14 protein-coding genes, 1 other RNA gene and 4 pseudogenes are annotated in these 21,227 nt (G+C 64.2%); 9 read left to right on the top strand and 10 right to left on the bottom strand.

Going from position 1 to position 21,227, the window contains the following annotated elements; genetic code table 11:
* Positions 1-164 precede the first annotated feature (164 nt).
* Positions 165-731, bottom strand: a complete 567-nt coding sequence (locus tag XBLMG947_RS02825; RefSeq protein ID WP_065466286.1) for a DUF924 family protein — start codon at positions 729-731, stop codon at positions 165-167.
* Positions 732-864: 133 nt separating this feature from the next.
* Between XBLMG947_RS02825 and XBLMG947_RS02820 the strand changes: the two are divergent.
* The 6 genes and pseudogenes from XBLMG947_RS02820 to XBLMG947_RS02800 all read left to right on the top strand — a co-directional run bounded on the left by XBLMG947_RS02820 (position 865) and on the right by XBLMG947_RS02800 (position 6,640).
* Positions 865-2,273, top strand: a pseudogene (locus XBLMG947_RS02820) (amidohydrolase).
* Positions 2,270-3,540 (top strand): annotated as a pseudogene (locus XBLMG947_RS02815) (amidohydrolase family protein). The pseudogenes XBLMG947_RS02820 and XBLMG947_RS02815 overlap by 4 nt, the downstream one beginning before the upstream one ends.
* A 366-nt stretch (positions 3,541-3,906) precedes the next feature.
* A pseudogene (locus XBLMG947_RS24005) lies at positions 3,907-4,186 on the top strand (ribosomal maturation YjgA family protein); the annotation flags it as partial.
* Positions 4,187-4,420: 234 nt separating this feature from the next.
* On the top strand, positions 4,421-4,690 hold the full coding sequence (locus tag XBLMG947_RS02810; RefSeq protein ID WP_181093061.1) for a hypothetical protein: 270 nt from the start codon (positions 4,421-4,423) through the stop codon (positions 4,688-4,690).
* 89 nt (positions 4,691-4,779) lie between these two features.
* Positions 4,780-4,855, top strand: a non-coding RNA gene (locus XBLMG947_RS02805) — sX9 sRNA.
* Positions 4,856-5,038: 183 nt separating this feature from the next.
* Complete coding sequence (locus XBLMG947_RS02800; RefSeq protein ID WP_065466284.1) at positions 5,039-6,640, top strand: rhamnogalacturonan lyase B N-terminal domain-containing protein; 1,602 nt, start codon at positions 5,039-5,041, stop codon at positions 6,638-6,640.
* A gap of 52 nt (positions 6,641-6,692) precedes the next feature.
* Here XBLMG947_RS02800 and XBLMG947_RS02795 read toward each other — a convergent pair whose 3' ends face one another.
* Positions 6,693-7,484 (bottom strand): GH12 family glycosyl hydrolase domain-containing protein, encoded by a 792-nt coding sequence (locus XBLMG947_RS02795; protein ID WP_104536797.1) that lies wholly within the window; start codon positions 7,482-7,484, stop codon positions 6,693-6,695.
* 533 nt (positions 7,485-8,017) lie between these two features.
* Here XBLMG947_RS02795 and XBLMG947_RS02790 point away from each other — a divergent pair.
* Positions 8,018-8,683, top strand: a pseudogene (locus XBLMG947_RS02790) (DegV family protein); the annotation flags it as partial.
* A 226-nt stretch (positions 8,684-8,909) separates the two neighbouring features.
* Here XBLMG947_RS02790 and def read toward each other — a convergent pair.
* Together def and arsC are read right to left on the bottom strand one after the other, a co-directional pair.
* Positions 8,910-9,425 (bottom strand): peptide deformylase, encoded by a 516-nt coding sequence (def, locus tag XBLMG947_RS02785; RefSeq protein WP_065466282.1) that lies wholly within the window; start codon positions 9,423-9,425, stop codon positions 8,910-8,912.
* A 306-nt stretch (positions 9,426-9,731) separates the two neighbouring features.
* Entirely contained in the window at positions 9,732-10,154 is a 423-nt protein-coding gene (arsC, locus tag XBLMG947_RS02780; RefSeq protein WP_065466281.1) for an arsenate reductase (glutaredoxin), read from the bottom strand.
* A 582-nt stretch (positions 10,155-10,736) separates the two neighbouring features.
* Between arsC and XBLMG947_RS02775 the strand changes: the two genes are divergently transcribed.
* Positions 10,737-11,162 carry a post-PEP-CTERM-1 domain-containing protein gene (locus tag XBLMG947_RS02775; protein ID WP_065466280.1) on the top strand — a complete coding sequence of 142 codons (426 nt, stop codon included), beginning with the start codon at positions 10,737-10,739 and terminating at the stop codon, positions 11,160-11,162.
* Complete coding sequence (locus XBLMG947_RS02770) at positions 11,155-12,810, top strand: PA domain-containing protein (protein WP_065466279.1); 1,656 nt, start codon at positions 11,155-11,157, stop codon at positions 12,808-12,810. Before XBLMG947_RS02775 ends, XBLMG947_RS02770 begins: the two co-directional genes overlap by 8 nt.
* Positions 12,811-13,028: 218 nt before the next feature.
* On the opposite strand, the gene pncB is transcribed toward XBLMG947_RS02770, so the two are convergent.
* The 6 genes from pncB to XBLMG947_RS02740 form a co-directional block, all read right to left on the bottom strand.
* Entirely contained in the window at positions 13,029-14,207 is a 1,179-nt protein-coding gene (gene pncB / locus XBLMG947_RS02765; RefSeq protein ID WP_065466278.1) for a nicotinate phosphoribosyltransferase, read from the bottom strand.
* Positions 14,208-14,590: 383 nt separating this feature from the next.
* Entirely contained in the window at positions 14,591-15,559 is a 969-nt protein-coding gene (locus tag XBLMG947_RS02760; protein ID WP_065466277.1) for a glycoside hydrolase family 113, read from the bottom strand.
* Positions 15,541-16,839 carry a hypothetical protein gene (locus XBLMG947_RS02755; protein ID WP_065466418.1) on the bottom strand — a complete coding sequence of 433 codons (1,299 nt, stop codon included), beginning with the start codon at positions 16,837-16,839 and terminating at the stop codon, positions 15,541-15,543. Before XBLMG947_RS02755 ends, XBLMG947_RS02760 begins: the two co-directional genes overlap by 19 nt.
* Before the next feature lie 49 nt (positions 16,840-16,888).
* Positions 16,889-18,796 carry a glycosyltransferase family 2 protein gene (locus XBLMG947_RS02750; RefSeq protein ID WP_065466276.1) on the bottom strand — a complete coding sequence of 636 codons (1,908 nt, stop codon included), beginning with the start codon at positions 18,794-18,796 and terminating at the stop codon, positions 16,889-16,891.
* A 12-nt stretch (positions 18,797-18,808) separates the two neighbouring features.
* Positions 18,809-19,843, bottom strand: a complete 1,035-nt coding sequence (locus XBLMG947_RS02745; protein ID WP_065466275.1) for a hypothetical protein — start codon at positions 19,841-19,843, stop codon at positions 18,809-18,811.
* A 128-nt stretch (positions 19,844-19,971) separates the two neighbouring features.
* Positions 19,972-20,811 carry a glycosyltransferase family 2 protein gene (locus XBLMG947_RS02740; RefSeq protein ID WP_065466274.1) on the bottom strand — a complete coding sequence of 280 codons (840 nt, stop codon included), beginning with the start codon at positions 20,809-20,811 and terminating at the stop codon, positions 19,972-19,974.
* Positions 20,812-21,227: the final 416 nt, after the last annotated feature.

The raw sequence follows: 21,227 nt of genomic DNA, 5'->3' as shown, positions 1-21,227 counted from the left end.
GCGACGGCTGATCGATCTTATTGCATGCGCGATGCCTGATGCGGCATCGCGCATGGTATGCCTCCACGCTCTGCAAACCGGCATCAGTTCAGCGCTGACGCATGCGTTGCAGCCGCTGTACGGCAGAGGTCAACCAGCGTCATGCCGCTCACTGATGCTCAAGATCAACCAGCAAACCCGCCTTCATCCAGAAACAGCTGTTCTTCTGCCGTGGTCTCACGTCCCAGCACTGCATTACGGTGCGGGAACCGGCCAAAGCGCTGAATGATGCGCTGATGCTCCAGCGCAGAATTGGTACTCTCCGCATCGTCCAGTGCAGTGATCAGCTGCACCGCACGCGCCTGCTCATCGGCATCTTCGGCATGCCCGAACGGCAAATAGAAAAACAGGCGCAGTTGCGCCGACACCTGTTGATCGAATCCACTGACAAGCGCCTGCTTGGCGTGCCGCAGTGCCAAGCCGTCGGTGGCATAGGCATGCGCGCTGCCGCGAAAGGCATTGCGCGGAAATTGATCGAGCAGGATCAGCAAGGCCAGCGCATCTTCGGCGCGCGCCTTCCACTGCGTGTAGTCGCCACGCGCGGCGGCGAAATGCTGCTCGCTGAAATGCTGGCGAAAATTGGCATCGAACGCATCGTTGTGCGTGAACCAGCGGGGCGAGCCGGCCAGTTCCCAAAAAGCCAACACCACATCGGCCTGCTTGTTGCGCTCTGTCTTGGCAATCACCGACATCTCCCCTGACGAATGCGGCATAGCATGCACTGGCACGTGTGATGAGGCCGCCGCTCCCGGCCGCCAGCACTTGGCAAGCACGCCGCCGACGGCTAGGTTTGCGGCTGAGGCTTTCGTTTTATCGGGGAAATCCATGCGTTCCGTCCTGTTCGCCGCGCTAGGCGCGGCGATGCTGTGCGGGCCTGCATCTGCGGCATCGACGGCATCGCGTTTCGTGCAAGACCCCTACCCCAGCACCTACCGAGCGCTTGCGTCCGGTCCGGTCCTGATCCAGCACGCCACCGTGCTCACCGGCACAGGTCAGCGGTTGGACGATGCCGACGTACTGCTGCGCGACGGCAAGGTGGCTGCGGTGGGCAAGGCACTCGAGGCGCCCGCAGATGCGCGCCGCATCGACGGCACCGGCAAGTGGGTCACGCCCGGCATCATCGATGTGCACTCGCATCTGGGCGTGTATCCCAGCCCCGGGGTCAGCGCGCACAGCGATGGCAACGAGATGACCGCACCGGTCACGCCCAACGTGTGGGCCGAGCATTCGATCTGGCCGCAGGACCCCGGCTTCGGCACCGCGCTGGCTGGCGGCATCACCTCGCTGCAGATTCTGCCGGGCTCGGCCAACCTGATCGGCGGGCGTGGCGTCACGCTCAAGAATGTGGCCTCCACCACCTATCAGGGAATGAAGTTTCCCGGTGCGCCTTGGGGCCTGAAGATGGCCTGTGGCGAAAACCCAAAACGCGTGTACGGCCAGAAAGGTGGTCCCGGCACACGCATGGGCAACGTGGCCGGTTACCGCGCTGCGTTCATCGACGCCGCGGAGTACCTGCAGAAAAATGCACCAAAAAGAAGACAGCCAAGAAGCGCCATTGGTGGAGCAGCGGCGGCGACAACGACAGCAGCGGCGATGCCGGCGGCAAGCGTGACCTGAAGCTCGACACGCTGGCCGGCGCCATCAACGGCGATATCCGCGTGCACATCCACTGCTATCGCGCCGATGAAATGGCCACCATGCTGGATCTGTCAAAAGAATTCGGCTTCCACATCGCCGCGTTCCATCACGGCGTGGAGGCCTACAAGCTGGCCGACCGCCTGGCGCAGGAAAACGTCTGCGGCGCGCTATGGGCCGATTGGTGGGGCTTCAAGATGGAGGCTTTCGACGGCATCCAGGAAAACATCGCACTGGTCGATCGCCCGGCCAACAGTTGCGCCATCGTGCATTCGGATTCGGAAGAAGGCATTCAGCGGCTCAACCAGGAGGCCGCCAAGGTGATCGCCAACGCACGCCGCAGCGGCATGGAAATTCCGCCCGAACGCGCCATCCGCTGGCTCACCAGCAATGCCGCCAAAGCGCTCGGCATCGAGCAGCAGACCGGTGCATTGGAGCCGGGCAAGATGGGCGATGTCGTGGTGTGGAACGGCAATCCTTTCAGTTCGTATGCGCTGGCAGAACAGGTGTACATCGACGGTGCGCAGGTTTACGACCGGCACAACCGCGCCCTGCAGCCGGTGTCGGACTTCATGCTTGGCCAGGAGGTGGCACGATGAGCCGCGCCACCGTGGTGCGCCCGTGTTTGCGCGCGATCGCGGCGCTAGCCATGGCCATGCTTGCATTGCAGGCCGCCGCCCAGCAGGTGTTGATTCGCGGCGCCACCGTGCACACCGCCACCGCGCAAGGCACGCTGCAGAACACCGACGTGCTGGTGCAGGGCGGCGTGATCCGCGCCATCGGCCGCAATCTGGCGGCACCTAGCGATGGCCGCGTGGTCGAGGCGAAAGGCCGGCCGTTGACGCCGGCCTTGTTCGGCGGCATCACCGAAATCGGCATCGAAGAAGTGTCCGGCGAAGAGAGTACGGTGGACAGCGGGGTCAAGCTGGCCGACCAGCCGATGCGCCCGGAATTCGACGTCACCCTGGCCTATAACCCGGACTCGGTGCTGGTGCCGGTCGCGCGCGTGGAAGGCATCGGCTTCACCGCGTTGGGGGCGACCACCAGCGGCGCCTTCATCGCAGGCCAGGGCGGCATCGTGCGGCTGGATGGCAGCCCGGATCCGCTAGGCCCACATGCGCTGTTTCTGCGGATTGGTGCAGCGGCGTCCGATCTCACCGGCAGCTCGCGCGCGGCGCAATGGATGTTGCTCGATCAACTGGTTGCCGAAGCGCGCGGACGCATCCCGGCCGATTCGCCGCATGCCTTGCTGACCCCGGTTGGACGCGGCGTGCTGGCCAACTATCTGGCCGGCCAGGGCCGTATCGTGGTGCAGGTAGAACGGGCAGCCGACATCCGCCAGCTGTTGCGCTGGGCGCAGCGCGAGAAGGTGCGCATTGCCATTGCCGGCGGTGCCGAAGCATGGAAGCTCGCGCCGCAACTGGCGCAGGCCAAGGTACCGGTGCTGGTGGACGCATTGGCGGATCTGCCATCGACCTTCGATCAGATCGGCGCGACGCTGGAAAATGCCGCACGGCTGCGCGCTGCCGGTGTGGAGGTCAGCTTTACCCAGAACGGCGACGCCTCGCATAACGCACGCAAGCTGCGCCAGCTGACCCGCCAATGGCCTGCCATGGGAATCCGGCCTGGCCGGCCTGACCCGGGTGCCGGCGGAAATCTTTGGCGTGGGCGATCGCATCGGCAGCATTGCGGTGGGCAAGCAAGCCGACTTGGTGCTGTGGGAAGGCGACCCGCTGGATGTTGCGCACTATGCCGAGCAGGTCTGGCTGGGCGGCCGCGATATGCCGATGCGATCACGCCAGAGCGAGCTGCGCGACCGCTACATGCAAGCAGGCCGGCCCGCTGCCGCGTGCCTATCTGAAGTAAGCGCGCCGTGTTTCGTTGAAGCGCTGCGTGAGCAGCATCTTTGCTCACACCGGTGTGTCGGGGCAGCGTGTGCCGGCGCACTGCTTTACCGCTCCGCTGCTCTGCAGGCGCAATGCGCTCGCCAAGGATGGCGCACGCGCCGGACAGGTGCCTTGCTGGCATCGCTGTTCGCGTTATCTCTGCTGTTGCTGCCGCTGTCGGCCTTGGCCCAATCGGGATGAATCGACCGGCAGGGCAAGCTAATTCCTGATTCGCCCAGCCGCAAGATGGTTCAGGACCTCGGCGCCAGCCGGCTGCTGACCTCCGATGCGGCTGGGCGGCAACGTGGAACACGCACAGCGACACCATGCCGCACTTCAACGAAGTGGATCATTTCGGCGCGGCAGCCTGGGCGATGTGCTGGCGGTGATTCTGGTCTACTGCGGGCTGCGTGGCATGCTTACACTCGCGCCACGCTGAGCCTGCGTGCTGGCCGTCGGTACCGGGTACTTGATCGAAGGCCTGCGGCGATCCACCTGGCCGATCGCCTGGGGCTGCGGCCTGGCAGCGCCGCCTACATCACGCTGGGCATATCGCCACGCTGCACGATCTGCCGATGTACTTGATCGGCGGTGGTCTGGCGTATAAGGGCGATGTGCTGTCATAGCGTGCTGCCGCGTCTTGCCGGCGGCGTTCGCTGCAGTGATGCAGCCCATCAGGCCTATCGCATGTTTTCGGTTTCGTTCCTGGAAATGCCCGGCAACCTTGGCGTTTCGCCCTGGCCGATGCCACGTGCCTGCATTGGCGCTGCACGACCGTGAGTACGCTCTTCCAAGGTGGCGGCTGGCGTTCGATCGAGCGCGACGTGTTGCGTCAGGCACCCGCCAATCTTCAACGCGGGATGGAAGCGGTGGGCGGGCCCCTGATTCTCACCGCCGATGCGCTGCTGTTCCAGCCGCATGCGTTCAATGTGCAGACCCGGTCGCTGAGCGTGCCTCTTCGGAAAATCATGGCGATTCAGCCCTGCTGGACGCGCCTGTTCGGCCTGCTGCCGATCGCACCCACATCGCTGGCGCTACGGTCGAGCGACGGAAACGAACATCGCTTCATGATCGGCAAGCGCGAACAATGGATGGCCGACATCGCCTCGACACGGGATGCGTTGCGCTGAGCCCCTGCAATGAAGCCGCTCAGCCATAGAGCAGCTAGCAACGCGACTGCGCCCGCCGCCAGCAGGCAGCGGCCGGTGATCGGTGCGGCATGCACCGCTCGTGCACTGCGGTTGATATGCGCTGTGCACGCCCACCTGATAACGGCTCGCTACGTTTTGCTGGCCTGTGTGGATGCGCGCGCCCTTCCTGCCAATTACTATCGATTGCAGTTGCCCACTGTGCCGACGGTCTGCGATGCCTCGCATTACCCACTCCAAGCTTGATTGCTGGAATAACGAAGCGTGCGCACGTTCTTTCGTCTCCGGCGCTCGCCTAGCATCGCGCTCTACATCCGCAAGGTAACCACCATGCCCCGCAATTGCCTGACCACCTTCGCCTGCGCGCTGTTGCTCTATGCCGGCGTCAGCGCACCTGCGCTGGCCGAATTCGGTGTCAGCCGCAGCGGCGACCGCGTCATCGTCGACAGTGGCGCCGAGCTGGTGTTTTCGGTCGATGCACACAACGGCGATATCGTGTCGATGCGCTACCGCGACACCGAACTGCAGACCACCGAATCGAAGGGCTCGCACATCGCTTCGGGACTAGGCAGCGCCAGCGTGGATGCACGCGTCGTGGATGAGACGATCGTGGTGTCGGCCAAGGCCGGCGATCTGATCCAGTACTACATCGCGCGCAAGGGCCGCAACGCGATCTACATGGCCACCTATGCGCCAACCTTGCTACCCGTGGGCGAATTGCGCTTCGTCGCCCGCTTGAATGTGTCCAGGTTGCCGAATGCGCAGCAGGAGCCCGATTCCAATGTCGGCACGCCGATCGAAGGCAAGGATGTATTTCTCCTGCCGGATGGGCGCACCAGTTCCAAGTTCTATTCCGCCCGTCGCATGATGGACGACCAGATGCATGGCGTTAGCGGCTCCGGGGTTGCAGTGTTCATGCTGATGGGCAACCGCGAGCGCAGCGCGGGCGGTCCCTTCTTCAAGGACATCGCCACGCAAAAGACGCGCGAAACGCATGAGCTCTACAACTACATGTATTCCGATCACACCCAGACCGAAGCGTTTCGCGGCGGCCTTCATGGTGTGTACGGGCTGTTGTTCACCGATGGCGGCGCGCCGTCCAGTGCGCAATGCAACACCGAGTTCGTCGATGCCACGCTGGGGCTGAGCGGCTATCTGCCGGTGAGCGGGCGCGGCGAGCTGAGCGGGCACGTCAGTGGCGTACTGCCCGGCCAGCCAGCCGTCATCGGTTTGCACAACGCGCAGGCGCAATACTGGGCTGCCGCCGACGGCAGCGGCGATTATCAGGTTGCCGGTGTGCGTCCGGGGCGCTATCGCATGACGCTCTACCAGAACGAACTGGAAGTGGCACAACGCGACATCGAGGTTTCCGCCAACGCCACCGCGCACGCCACACTGCAGGCGGCTTCCTTACCGGGCACGCTGAAGTGGCAGATCGGCATTGCCGACGGCACGCCGGCTGGGTTTGGATATGCGGATCTATTACCGCATGCGCACCCTTCCGATGCGCGCATGCGCTGGTCTGCGACGACCTACACCGTCGGGTCGAGCAGCCTGAGCAGCTTTCCCGCAGTGCAGTGGCGCGGCATCAACACCCCAAGCCGGATCGACTTCAGCCTGGCCCCCAAGGAGGTACGCGGTTATCGCCTGCGCATCTTCGTGCCGTTAGCACAGGGCAGCGCACGCCCGCAGATCAGCGTGAATGCGCGCTGGAACGGCCCGGTGCCTGCCGCTCCCACGCAACCGAAGACACGCGGCATGACGCGGGGCACCGCGCGCGGCAACAACACCGTGTACGAGGTGGACATTCCCGCCGCTGCCTTGCAGGCCGGCAACAACCGCATCGAGATCGGAATCGCCTCCGGCTCACCGGACAACGGCTACCTCAGCCCGGCAATCGTGTTCGATAGCATCCAGCTGGTGGCCTTGTAACAGCGACCGACAACACGACCGCTCGCCACTGACGAGATGACCAAGGCCGCTCTCAATTGGCTGCGATCGACCCGGTCAGCGACACCGTGCCCATACCACCTGTGATTTCGAAGCCACCCTCCACCACCTGCAGATACAGATCGCTGCTGTAGCGGCCATCGCCACTGCGCAACGCCTGCAACCTGGTCAAGAAAGCTTTGAGGTCGACATTGACATTTCCCTTGGCCGGCAGCGCATTGCTATTGCCCGCAGTGCCATGCGGAATGAAGGTGTACACGTAGTAGCCGGCAGCCGAATTATTGCCCTCCCACAAATCGTAGGTGACGCCGCCCGAGGTGATGGCGTTGGCGGTGCCCAAGGTACCCAGCGGATACGAATTGTTGGCGCCCCAGATCATCACTTCCAGCTGCGGGTTGCCTTTGCTGGCGTCCTTACGAAAGAACAGGTCGTAGGCAAAATCGCCAGTCTGCCCGCTGCCCTTGGTGGCGAATGCCAACGCACCGCCGAGGCGGGCGATCTTGGATACCTGATGTGGAAAGTAACTATCGGGGGCAGGATTCATCGTGTAATGCCAACCGCGGCAGATCGCCGGGTAGCCATACAAGTTGCCGCCAGGCAGGTTGTAGGAGATGGTCAGGCTCGGCGTGCGGCCGGTGCCGAAGGTGGCCTGGATGTTGTTACTGCTGTCGTTGAAATTGTTGTTGAATGCGTACTGCGTGCCATAGACCTTGGTCTGGCCGGTGTAGGCACTGGCACCGGTAGCGACCAGCACCAACGCCAGCGCAACGGCGCGCGGCAACCGACCACAACGGGCAAACAGTAGCGAAGAGGAACGGGTGTGCATGTGCATGTGTGTACTCCGCAAATGGATGGACCAACCACGCCGACCGGTCTCGGCATGACGCCGAGGCGGGGGCGAACGAACCTTGCGCATCCGGCGCAATGGCGCCTGCGCGTCACCGACCAGATGTCTGCGCACTGACGGGGCGCAGACGCGGCCATCCCTGCAGACCGGTCACCGAGGTCATCGTAGCCTCATCCGATGTGCGACGCCGACGCTGCAGGCGCCACGCATACGATCACCTTCATCTTGTGGGTCGAGATTCGCGATGCGACGCTCGGGGTTGGACCCTAGCAGTAGCGTTGCGCGGGGAGCTATAGCGATTCCGGCAGCCCTAGCCATCCAAGCGCTATAGCGGCCTTGCACTCCGAGCGTGCGCTGGCTAGCACTTGGGTACCAGGATAGATGGGCAGCGACAGGTCTTGCACCAAGACTCCGGGGCGTCCAGGCGGCAAATGGTGCACAGCCACATGCATCGACCCCGCCCTGGCATGCCGACACGGCATCACCTGCTCAAGCAGTGACTCTCCAACGCCTTGGGCAGCCAGATCTTCGACAACGCGATGCAGGCCAGCTTCGCGATCCTCAACGACTACAAGCCGATCCGACAGACTGCAGGCCACACCTCGCCGTTCGCGCTACGGGTGATCGACACGCTCAACCTGTTCGCCGGCCAGGGCATCACCGCCGTCGAAGCAGTGCGCCTGCGCGATCAGGGCCAGGGCGTGGCAGCCATCCGCACGCGCCTGGAACATCTGGCCGAGCATACCTATGGCTACATGATCCCACGCGATCTCTACTACCTGCGCGCACGCGCGCGCACCAAGGGCGATCGCAGCGTCGGCCTGATCGGCACCGCGCTGGGTAGCGCGCTGGACATCAAACCGGTACTGCGCGCCTACCGCGGCGTCACCGAGCCGGTGGCCAAGCTCAAGGGGTTCGAGTCCTCAGCGGAGAAGCTGTTCGGCTTCACCGTGCGCAAGATCCGCGAAGGCCTGATGACACCGACGGTGTGCGTGGGTTACGGCGGCGAGATCGCCGAGCTGCATGCCCTGCCCGGCTACGCCGCACTGCAGAATGCCTGCCAAACCCATGGCGTGGAAGTGTTCGAAAGCGTGATGAGCCTGACCGGCATGGTCAATGTCGGCAAAGGCGCTCTGGCGGTCGCATTTGCTGCCGAGCCACACAGGTTTTCGGCCTGACACATGGTCAAGGGCGCGGATGCCCTCGCCGCACGCGGAGCACGCGGCGCACGCATTTGTGGGGGGCTCGATGACGGCCCCCACGCAGCCAACAACCCCGCAATCGGCTAAGGCACCGCATCAGGCAGCTTGCTGCTGGTCGTCTTGAAAACGGAGCGGACTCACGGGCAGACGGCCACCTTCCATTGCGGCGGCAACGCGTCGAATCGATGGAGTGGGCGACGTACTAGAGATCGTAAGACAGCACGTCTTCGAAACCGAATGTGTCGAAATTTTCGATGCGCGAGGGATACAGGCGACCGACCAGGTGATCGTATTCGTGTTGCACCACGCGTGCATGGAAGCCTTCGGCCTCGCGCTCGATCGGGCTGCCGTCGGGTGCAACGCCGCGGTAACGAATGTAGCGATAGCGTGGAATGACGGCGCGCAGGCCGGGGATCGACAGGCAGCCTTCCCAGCCATTTTCCATCTCTTCCGACAGCGGTTCGATCTGCACGTTGGCCAACGCCGTACGCGGGACTGCGGGTGCTTCCGGATAGCGTTCGCTGGCTTCGAAACCGAACACCATCAATTGCAGATCCACCGCGATCTGTGGCGCTGCCAGACCGACGCCACGCGCATCGTCCATGGTGTCGAACATATCGGCCACCAGCGTGTGCAACTCGGCGCTGCCCAGGTGGGTGACCGGCGGCGCCACACGCAACAAGCGCTTGTCGCCCATGCGGATAATGTCTCGAATCATGCGTGTGCTCCTGAAGATCGTGGCGTGGATTTTAGAGCGGCTGACAGCCGCTCGCGAGCTGTCTTCCGACTGGTGTGAGCGGAGCACAGAAACCGTCGCTTACCAGCGATACGTGCTGCACCGGGCACGACCGCCCGGGCTGACGATCAGCGCAGTCGTTCTGTTACCGCTCCTGAAGTTGCTTAGCGGAGTACGTGTGCAGCAGCTTGTTCATCGTGACACTGTGGATGAGTGTGCTGCGTTTGATCGTCAACGTTGCAGCCAAGGTGGCCACGCGACGCCGGTGTTGCGCGCCGGTTGAACATGTCAGCGGCGGATGCATTGACCGGCCTCGTCCAGCAGACGCTCGCCGTCTTCCTTGACGAAGCCGTGCGTGGCTGGCGGCAACAGGTCGAGCACCACTTCGCAAGGGCGGCACAAGCGCGTGCCGCGCGGGGTCTGTACGAATGGGCGGTTGATCAGGATTGGATGCGCGAGCATTGCATTCAACAATGCCGCGTCGTCCAGAGTGGGATCGTCGAGTCCCAGTTCCAGATACGGCGTGCCTTTCTGGCGAATGGCGTCGCGAACCGTGATGCCGGCAGCGGCAATCAGCGACTGCAGCGTCTCGCGGCTTGGCGGGTGTTGCAGGTAGTCGACAATCTGCGGTTCGACGCCGGTGTGGCGAATCAGCGCAAGGGTGTTGCGGGAGGTTCCGCAGCCGGGATTGTGGTAGATGACGGCGTGCATGGGTGGCCTGGCGCAGGGTTGGTTGATGGTTGATGGGCTGCGGGCAACTGCTGTCCGACAACGCCGAGCGGCCAGTGTAGGAGAGGCATATCGGTATGCCGAGCGCTGAGCGCATGTGTGCGTTAGCGAGTGGGTGATGGCACCCGGCAAAGCTGGCTGGCGCACACGCCTCGAGAGGCGGCGCGTCGCTCATGCGCCCCTTCGAGTCCCCATCTACCAGCGGGAGATGGGGTTGCAGCCTACTTCTACGAGGACCTGGATTTTCCGCGCGGCAACGGCGCAGGCGTGCGGCCGGCAATGCACAGTGCCCACGAACGTGTCTGCGTCTGTACCTTCTCCCGCGCCAAGAATCCGACTGCCTCCAGGTCACGTGTCGCTCTTGCTTCCCAAAAAGTCCCAGGCCACAGGCCGATCGGTCGCTTTTTAAGTGCTGTTTTGCCTTCGGCGAAAACCGTGCCAAAAGATTGACGCCAGTCACGGATTCATGATTCAGTCATGAACACACTGAAATGCAAGGATTCTCCCGAGCGCCGGTGGCAGCACGGCGTTTTTTTACCTGTTGGACCCAAGGAAACCCCAACGATGATGAGCTTTCGCAAGTCCGGATGGATGCTGTCCGGTGTGTTGTGTCTCGTGTGCCTGCCGGCGATCGCCGCAGCGCAGGAAACAGCCGCCAGCAGTTCCAAGGTCGGTATCGATCCCACCACCGGCAAGTTGCGCCCGCTGACCGACGCCGAGAGCGCGGCGCTGGATCAGCAGGCCACCGCGGCCACCTCCGCAGCCCGTAGCAGCGCCGCGCGCACGTCGGTTCCGCAGACCGAGGCGGCCGCACGCGCTACCGAGCGTCGCCTGCCCAACGGCACCATGGCGCGCAAGCTGCCGGCCACCCAGATGAGTTCCCTGACGGCAACCCGCCAGGCCGACGGACGCATCGTCATCGAACACAGCGATGACGCCGCTGCCACCCAACCCGCCCACGCCGAGCACGGAGCGCTGCCGCATGAATAAGCCCTTGTTGCTGTTGTCCCTGGCGTTAGCCGCCGCATTGGCACCGCTGCATGCAGCGGCGGCCACTGTCACGCTGATCAATGGCGATGCCGGCACTGTGGTCGGTTTGAATGACCCGACCCCTGCTGCCCCGCTGGGCGGCAATCCGGGGCGCTCGATCGGTGAGCAACGCCGCATCGCGTACCAGTACGCCATGGACCTGTGGGGCGCGGTGCTGCAGAGCAATGTCGAGATCAAGGTCTATGCCTCGTTCGCACGGCTCACCTGTACCGCCACCGGCGGCACGCTGGGCCAGGCCGGCCCGAACTGGATCGTCAACAACTTCCCCGGCGCCAAGGCCAATACGCTGTACCCGTCCGCGCTGGGCGATGCGATCGCCGGGCAGGATCTGGTGCCGGATCCGGCCGATCCGGCCGACGTGTTTTCGCAGTTCAACGGCGACCTGGGCAAGGACGATTGCCTGGCCGGTTCGGGCTGGTATCTGGGTCTGGACGGCAAGACGCCCGCAGGCCAGATCAACTTCCTCAACGTGGTGATGCACGAGCTCGGCCACGGTCTGGGCGCGACCGGCTTCCTCAACAAGACTACCGGCGTGCTGGGTTCGGGCAGCGGCTTGACCGACGTCTACACCTCGCAGGCCTACGACAACGTCCAGAACAAGCGCTTCGACGATCCGACAATGACCAACGCCCTGCGCGCCGAAGCGATGCGCACGCCCGGTCGCACGGTATGGGCCGGGACGCGCGTGAACCGCGAGGCGGCGTTGATTCTGGATCCGCGCACGCTGCTGCGCGTGACCGCACCGGCCAGCGCTGCCGGTAAATTCGAAGTGGGCTTTGCCAGCTTCGGACCGCTGGCCACGGCAGCGAATTTCCCGGCACGCGCGGTGGTGACGGTCAACGATGGCGTGGCAGCTGCATCGGCCAGCGATGGCTGCGAAACACCGTTCGTCAATGCTGCCGATGTGGCTGGCAAGGTCGCACTGATCGACCGCGGCACCTGCGCGTTCGCGATCAAGGTGAAGAACGCGCAGCTCAATGGCGCAGTGGGCGTGATCGTCGCCAACAACGCGGCCGGTGTGCAGACGATGGGCAATGCTGCACCGCCGATCACCGACATCACCATCCCCGCCATCATGGTCTCGCAGGCCGATGGCGCCCGCCTGAAGACCGTCTCCGTGGTCGCAGCGCTGTACGAAGATCCGGAGTTGCTACAGGGCACCGACAGCGCCGGCCGCACGCGGCTGTATTCGCCCAGCGTCGTGGCCGGCGGCTCGACGTTCTCGCACTTCGATACCGATCTGCAGCCGAATGCGTTGATGGAACCGTTCGACACACCGGAAGTGCAGGCGCACGTCAACGTCGACCTCACCCCGGCGCTGTTTGCCGATATCGGGTGGACATTGAACAGCGGGCCGGCCAAGTTGGGCAGCTGCAGCACGCAGGTGCCGACGCTGGAGACCGGCGGCCTGATTCCGGGTGCGAACGTCTCTGCCGAAAGCAGCCTGTGCAAAACGCAGAACGTCGGCAACCGCCTGGGTTACCTGACCTGCATGGACGAGCACGTGCGTGAGCTACAGAGCCAGGGCGTGATCAGCCGCGCGCAACAGGCGGCGGTCTTTGTCTGCGCCACCAAGGTACGTCCGTAAGCGACACCCGTGATGTCTGCCGTGGTGTGATGCGAACGGCGCCGAAAGGCGCCGTTCGTTTATCCGTACTCGTGCTGTTCAGTGCATGCCAGCCGATCGATACAGCGTTGCAACACCTCAGAAAACACAAGCCATAAGCGCGAGAGCGCCATGCTCGATGCCGCCATCTGCCTCGCGCCCCACTGCATACAACTGCCGCATGTGACGACGCCGTCCTGCTACGTCTCTGCACCGGGCGGCAGCCCGAACACGTCACGCAGATAGCGCAGATACCCACTGTCATCGCACATGCTCTTGCCGGGCGAATCGCTGAGCTTGGCCACCGGCTGGCCATTGCAGCGGACCATCTTGATGACGATCTGCAGCGGCGTCGGTCCCAGATCGTTGGTCAGGCTGGTGCCCACCCCGAAGGCCAGCCGGCAGCGGGTGTGGAAATGCGCGTACAGGCGCATCACCTTGTCGATATTGAGCCCGTCGCTGAACACCAGCACCTTGGTGCGTGGATCGATGCGGTGCGCTTGCAGGTGCGCGATAACGCGCTCGCCCCATTCGAACGGATCGCCCGAATCGTGGCGCATGCCATCGAACAGCTTGCAGAAATACAGGTCGAAGTCGCGCAGGAACGCATCCAGCCCGACCACGTCCGACAATGCAATGCCCAGGTCGCCACGGTATTCGCGCGCCCACGATTCCAGCGCAGCCACCTGCGAATCGCGCAGCCGCGGCCCCAATGCCTGGAACGCCTGCAGATACTCGTGCGCCATCGTGCCCAGCGGGGTCAGCCCATACCGCTTGGCGAAATACACGTTGCTGGTGCCGACGAACTGCTCGCCCAGACCATCGCGCAACAGCGGCAGCAGCTCGCCATGCCACTGCCGCGAGTAACGCCGCCGGGTGCCGTAATCGGCAATCTTGCAGCCGGCCGGCATGCTGCGCAGGCTGCGCACCTTCTCGCGCAGGCGGTTGCGGCCTTCTTCGAAATCCGGTTCGGAGTTAGTGCGGAACCAGACCTCGTTGATGATCGCCAGCAGCGGCACCTCGAACAGGATGGTGTGCAGCCACGGGCCGCGGATGGTCAGCTCGATCTCGCCGGGATGGGTCTGCGATGCGGTCAAGCTCAGATACTTGCGATCCAGATGGAACAGCGCCAGGAAGTCAGCAAAATCCGGCTTGATGAAGCGCAGGCCACGCAGGTAATCCACTTCGTCTTCGCGCAGCCGCAACAGGCACAGCGCATCGATCTCGCGTGAGATCTCATCGATGAACTGCGCCAAGTCCACGCCGGGAGTGCGGCATTTGAAGCGGTAATCCACCTGCGCTGCAGGATGCTGGTGCAGCACCGCCTGCATCATGGTGAATTTGTACAGATCGGTGTCGAGCAGCGAATGGATGATCATGCCGCCCGATTATGCCCGCTGCAGCGATGACCGCACGTGCACTGTTGATGACCCAAGTGACAGCGCTCTGCACCGCCGTTACGCCTGATGCCTAACGGCGGTGCTCGCCAGAGGCGCCAGTGATGCTCCAACAATTGCGAGTGGTGCATCCAACACGGGATGCGTGCAGTGCGATCCCAGCGCGCAGCCGCCGCTGCGCGTCTGCCGCGCAGCTCAGCTCAGCGCGATGTGCATCGGAATCTAACGTTGCGGACCACCGTAGCGGGCAGTCGTCAGCGCATGGAGACGGCGCCCGGCAAACGCAATGTGCGCGTCATGCGTGCCGATACCGCGCACCGCCCGCCTAAGTGTGGCGGCGAGCGCGGTCACTTCATTAGCCGCTATCAGCGGGCCAGCACCTGCTCCGCCGGCTTGCCCTGTACGGTGAAATCGCTGTCGCCCGGGCCGCCGGCCTTGGGGTCGGTGTACCAGCACCACAGCGCGATACCCTCCACGCCGTGCGCCTGCAGCACCTTGCGCCACTGCTGCAGCACCTGCAGCTGCAGGCGCGTATCGACCGCGGCCGTGCGTTGTTCCGGGCTTTCCCACGGCGCCGCCAGACTGCCACGCGCCGAACGCAGTCCCAGCTCGGCCACCCACACCGGCTTGCCCACGCGCTGACCCAGTTGCTGCAGGCGTTGCGCGGCAGCGGTCATTTCGGCGGCACGCGCATCGGCAGCTTCGGACAGGCGCGGATACAGACTGGTGCCCACTGCGTCGAACAACGACCAGTAGCGAAAACTCTCTGCGTGCTCCATGCCATCGGCCACATACAAGAGCTTGCCGGTATAGACCTTGCGCACTGCCGCGACCAGTGCCGGCCATTGCGGCGCATCCTGCAACTTGCGTAACTCGGTACCGATCACCAGCGCTTCGGCGTGTTCGTCCTGGGCCAACTTGGCCAACGGCAGCAATGCTGTCTGGTACGCCGCGAACCAGGCAGACGGGTCGGTGGGCGCGGCATCGCCAGCCCAGTGCCCCGGAATCCAGAGATGCACCTTGAGCGTCGGCTGCAAGCCGGCCTGGCGGCTTGCAGCCAACCCAGCGCGCATGGCCTCCACACTGCTGTCGCTGCCCAATACCGGGTCGTTGGACTGCGGGTTGGCCTGCCACACGAAGGCGACCAGCAGCGCCTTACTGGCGCCGGTCTTGGCTAATGCATCCAGCGACTGCGTTGCAGCCGGGCTTTCCCATGGTGCGTTCGCGGACACCTTGACGTTGGCGCCCATCCAGGTGGGCGCGGCGACATTGCAGCCATTTGCCAGCAGACACACGCCGATCAATGCTGCGATGCCTACAACGCGCTTGAACATGCAGCAGACACCTCGGCAGTTGGCCGCACCGCGTGTCGGGCGCACGCCTTCGCACGCAAGGATGCATTGTTCTTGTCAGACGGCACCACCGTGGCCGCCGGGTTGACCGCCTCGGCACTGTCGGCAGGCGCCGAGGCAGTTGGCGCGACGGCGCCGTTCTCGGCCATCGCCGGCTGCTGCACCCCACCAGCATCCTGCGCAGCAGACGCGACCGATGCACGCACCGGCAGCGACACCGGCGAGGTCACGGCAACGGCCCCGTCTTGCATCGAGGATTGTTCGTCGGTCGCTACGGCACGCATCCAGCCACCCCAGCCCTGCGGCTGCATCCAGACCGCGCCGAGCAGGCCCAGCAGCAACAATCCGGCCGCCTGGCCGCGTTGGTCGGCGCGTAACGCGCGCAACAACAGCGCCGCCGGCACCCACAACAGCAGCAGGGCATCGAAGCCGGCCCAGCCGAACGCGAACGACAACGCTGCCGCGCAGATCACGGTGCCGGCACTGGCCACCACGCCACGCGTCAACGCACCGCTGCGCGCGCGCGTCACCAGCGCCAATATCGGGAAGCACACCACTGCCGCGACGCCCCAACGTACCGCCGGCAACCAGCCCTCGGCATGAGCGGCCAGCGGCAACGGCAGCGGGTGTGAGACCTGCGCAACGCTGGACAGCGTCGGCCACGGCGCATTGAACACGACCAGATTCACATACGCCCACATGCCGACCAGGAACACGACCGGCAGATAGCACACCAGGTAAAACGAACACGGCGCCTTGCGCAGCATCTGCGGCGGCATGACCAGCAGCAGCCACGGCGCGACCATCGTCGACAGCGCCAGCGTCTGCAGGTCCAGGCACAGCAGAATGCATAACCAGCCGGCAATGCGCAGATAGGTGAAGGCTTCCACCGGCGCCTGCAGCCGGCGCAAGGTGCGGCACAGACCGTAGAAGGCCAGCAACCCCACCGCCTGGCTACCGCCTGCAGCGATCGGCAGCAGAAACAGCGGATTGCAGCCCACCAGCAGCGTCAGACCGCTGGCCCAGCCACGCCCGAACACACCCGCCAGATCGCGCCACAGCAGCGACAGGAACAGCGCATTCGCAGCCACCGCCACGCACGGCCAGACCTGGACCGGCAGATTCCAGCTGTGCAAGGTAAGATCGACTGCCCACGCCAACAACCCGGCCGCCGGCACCCCGAGACCCGGCGCAAGCGCTGGCGCCCCCGTGCCCACCGACTGCACCAGCAACGGCTGACTCAGCAGCGACAGCGCCACCACGGCCACCAGGAACGCCGATAGCCCGCTCTCGCGACGCTGCGCAACCGGCTCACTCTTCGAGTGCGGCGCGGCGCTCGTTTTCCGAATGCTTGCTGATGCCATGCGTGGTCTTCTCCCAATAGAACGGATTGTGGATCAGCTGCCAGAGACCCTTGTAGGCGGCGATCGATTGCAACGCCCAGTAGAACGGCACCGTCAGCGCGTACGGCGCCAGCTTGAAGTAGTCGCGTTTGAACGCCGCGACCAACGTGATGTAGATGAAGAACCCATTGGCCAGCAGAAGATTGACCAGCGAGACCGCCGCAAGCCACGGCGGGAAGAAGCGTTCGAACATCGCGGTGCCGGTGAGCGCCCACACGGCGTACAGCGTCCACAACACCGGCACCCCCAGTGCAGTAAAGAAACCGCCGCCGATGAAGAACTGGAAACCCCAGAACCCCTTGAACCCGGTACTGCGGTACAGATGCACCGGGTCGCGCATATGCACCAGCCAGGTCTGCATATACCCCTTGAGCCAGCGCGAACGCTGCCGGATCCAGTTGGGAACGCTGACGTTGGCTTCTTCGAATGTGGTGGAATTGACCACGTTGACGCGGTAGCCGTTCTGGATCAGCCGCACGCCCAGGTCGGCGTCTTCGGTGACGTTGTACGGGTCCCACGCGCGCACCTGGCGCAACACATCCAGACGGAAGTGGTTGGAGGTGCCGCCCAACGGAATGGGAATACGCAGGTATTCCAGCGCAGGCAGGTAGAAGTCGAACCAGAGCGTGTACTCCAGCGTGAACATCCGCGTCAGCCAGTTTTCGTCGGCGTTGTAGTAGTTCAGCCGCGCCTGGATGCACACCACATCCTTCTCGGCCTTCTGGAATGCCGCCACCACGCGCTTGAGCTGATCCGGCTCGGGTTTGTCTTCGGCGTCGTAGATGGTGAGCAGTTCGCCGCGCGCAAAGTGCAACGCGTAATTGCAGGCCTTGGGTTTGGTCTTGGGCTGCGACGGCGGCACCCGGATGATTTCGAAGAAGGCTTCCAGGCCGAGTTTCTTGGCCGCCTCGATGGTTTCGAAGTCGTCGGCTTCCAGCACCAGCTTTACGTCCAGCTTGCTGATCGGGTAATCCAGCTTGCGCAGCGCATTGGCGAGGATCGGCAGGACTTCCGGCTCCTTGTACATCGGCACCAGCACGGTATAGACCGGCAGGTCGTCGTCGTTCAAGGCAGCCACTTCGTCTTCGTTGACCTTGATGTCGATGCGGTGGCGCGAGCCGAACCACACCAACAGCAACTTCAACCCAAAGGTGGCAAGAAAGCCCAGCGCCACCAGCACATTGACGACGATCAATGCCGGCACCGGAAACAGCACCAGCGCAATCAGCAGCAGCGCGGCGATCGCCCACAGCGTGTACTTCTGCCCACGCGTGACGACCTGGCGTGCCGAGTACGTCGGCGCATGTGCCGCAAGCAAGTTCAGCGCATTGTCGGTGAGCTGCTCTTCGGCGTAGCGCTGCAGGCTCCAGATGATGTCGAACTTGGCGGTACCGACAAAGCGCACGTTTTCGCCGTAATGTGCCCGCGCCCAGGCGAACAACGCCGGATCCGGGTCGGCCACCGCCAGCACCAGCACGCCGCCCTCGTCCCGCCACGGCAACACCAGGCGTTGCGCGTAGCTATCCAGATCGCCGGGGGTCAGCAACGCGGGATCCGGTGGCTGCTGTATCAGATCGATGAATTGCAGCCCGAAGTGCGCCGCAACGATGGCGTAGAACCGCTGCGCCGGCACGCCGCGCTGGGCCAGGATCACATCCCCCAGGCGCGAGTTCCAGCGTTGCTGCAAGGCCAACGCCGAGCGCAGCTGTTCATCGGTGATGACGCCTGCCGAAACCAGCGCACGACCCAGCAGACCGCGTTCGCGGCCGATGTCCGGCGCGCGTCCCAGCGCTTCCATTTCGCAGGTGACCGTCATGTGGGGGAGTCCTCAGAAACGCCACCAGGCGGCCACGAATGGCCCGCCCGCAGCACCGGTATTGCGGCCCATCACCGGCTGCTGATACCCCACTTGCCACTGGCTGCCACCCGGCGCCGTGTACAGCGTGGACAGCTGCAACTTGGTGAGGTCGTAGTTGGTGCCGGTGGCGACGAAGCCCACGCCGCCAGCACTACCGGCAACGTCGAAGTTGCCACGCCCGTTACCCAACCCTTGGATCACGTTCAGTTCGCCCAAGAGCAACCAACTCGGGGTCAGGCTCAGACCTGTAGACGCGTCCACACGCACTTCGTCCGAGGCCGCACTGCCGCGCAGGCGGACCGCCCCGCCCAGATCGACGTAACCGTTATGGTCGCCCAGCGTGTAACCGCGGCCGCGGCTGTAGCGCAACTCAAGACCATAGTCACCGAGGCCGAGCGCAGGGTCGGAATTGGCGGAAGGATTGTTCGGGTGGTAGGTCTTGCTACGCCCATACGCGGGGATGCTCACCAGCGCCTGGACTGAACTGCGCCACACATCGTTCTGCGCGCTCGGCAGCGCATAGCGCAAGCCAATTTCCTGATCGGCAAAACCGGTCGTCGTGGTTTGCTGACGGCCGTTGACCGCATCGTGGTTGCTGAAACCCACGTCGTTGAAATAGAAATTGCCGATGAAGCTGAGCTTCTCGGTCACACCATGCTCGACGTATACGTTGAGCTGATCCTGACGGCTGCGACCGTTGCCGTCGAACTGCTGGCCATCGCCAAAGGTCGTGCGGTGATGACTGTCGTCGAACCACCCACGGCCATCGCTATGCAACGCCTTGACGATGACCAAGGTGTCGCCCTGCGGCTGGGTCCAGGCACCGGCCAGGGCGGTGCCCGGCAACGCAGCCAGCAGGCAGCTCAGCGCAAGCGCCGCTGCGAGCACGGACGGCGCACGCTGTGGCCTTGGATCGGAGTGACACGGCGAGCCAACCAAGCTGGACTGCAGCGGGTTGGCGCACGACTGACGTACCCGCGATTGCGGGTCGTTCTGTAAAGACATTGCACGATTCCTGATGGGGGACCCGGAAGGGACAGGAAGCTAGGGTTGATCACACTTCGGAGCAAAACGTATCACAGTTTCAGCCCGCGGCTCATCACTGATTTATCACAAATTTAACGCAAGCGAGGTCATTTCTTTTGCAACAGACGCGGCACCTGTGCAACGGCGTGGACCCAGATCGCAAGCCACACACCAAGCCGGGTGAACAGCCCACGCTGGCCGGCCTCGAACTTGCAAAAATAGCGCCACAATCCGCGATGTTTATGCCATTCCACGAAGAACGGCCGCGCGCGGCTGGAGACGCCGCGCACGTGCAGCACGTGCAGGTCGTTGGCCACCGCCACCAGGGCGCCGGCCTGGCGGGCACGCCGACACAGGTCCAGGTCTTCAGCATGCAGCCGGTAACTGCCGTCCCAGCCGTCCAGCCGGTCGAACAGGCTGCGCTGCATCAGCATCAACGCCCCGGAGATGGCATCCACCGGCTGCAAGGCCTGCGACGGATCGGCCGGCACCGCCAGATTGGCGGCGGCACGCGGCGCGCGCAGCATCGCGGCAAATGCCGGGTCGCGGCGGCGCACTGCCGCATCCGGACGCCCCTGCTCATCCACCTGTTCCACTCCCAGCAGCACCGCCGGATGTCCCGCTGCGCGGTCGCACAGCTGCAGCAAGGTGTCGCGTTCGACCATCAGATCCGGGTTGATGAACACCAGCCAGGGCGCCTGCGAGTCGCGCGCGCCCTGATTGCAGGCGGTGGCAAAACCGGGGTTATCGGGGTTGGCGATGAAATGCAGTCGTACATCGGCGAGTGCATGGCGTTGCACCACTTCCAGGGTGTCGTCGCTGGAGGCGTTGTCGACCACCCGGATCTCGCTGATGCCCTCGGCCGCGCGCAATCGCGACAGGCACGCATCGATGGTGCTGCTGCTCTGATAGGTGACGACGACGGCGGCGATCTGGACGGGAGTCATCCGGCCATTATCCGGTGCCGGAGCGGCGCAGCGCCATCTCGGGTTCGCCGCCGCACGCCGGGCGCTGTTGCGATTGCATTGCCTCGATGTTCGCGCGCCGCGTGGGAATTGCACCACGCCCCCCCACTTGCCAGCAGTCACTCGCGCGAAACGCGCCTTGCAGCCATGGCGAGCCATCGTCGCAAAGCGCATACTGCCGGCCCGGAGCCGCCCTGCGTTCTCCGTTTGTTACTTTTTGAGCGACCAGCAAAACGACTGCAGCCACCAGGCGAGCACGGGCAGTACTCGATGCATGGACCACGGGTACAGCGCGCGCCGCCTGCGTCCATCTGACAGCCAGACGTTCGCCGGTCGCTTTTGGTGCACTCCCACACCTGATTGTTGAGATGACGGTTAGCGACCTTGCGGTTTCGCGC

It is taken from the genome of Xanthomonas bromi, assembly GCF_900092025.1.
GTDB lineage: Bacteria > Pseudomonadota > Gammaproteobacteria > Xanthomonadales > Xanthomonadaceae > Xanthomonas > Xanthomonas bromi.
This window is presented reverse-complemented; position numbering and strand designations above follow the sequence as displayed.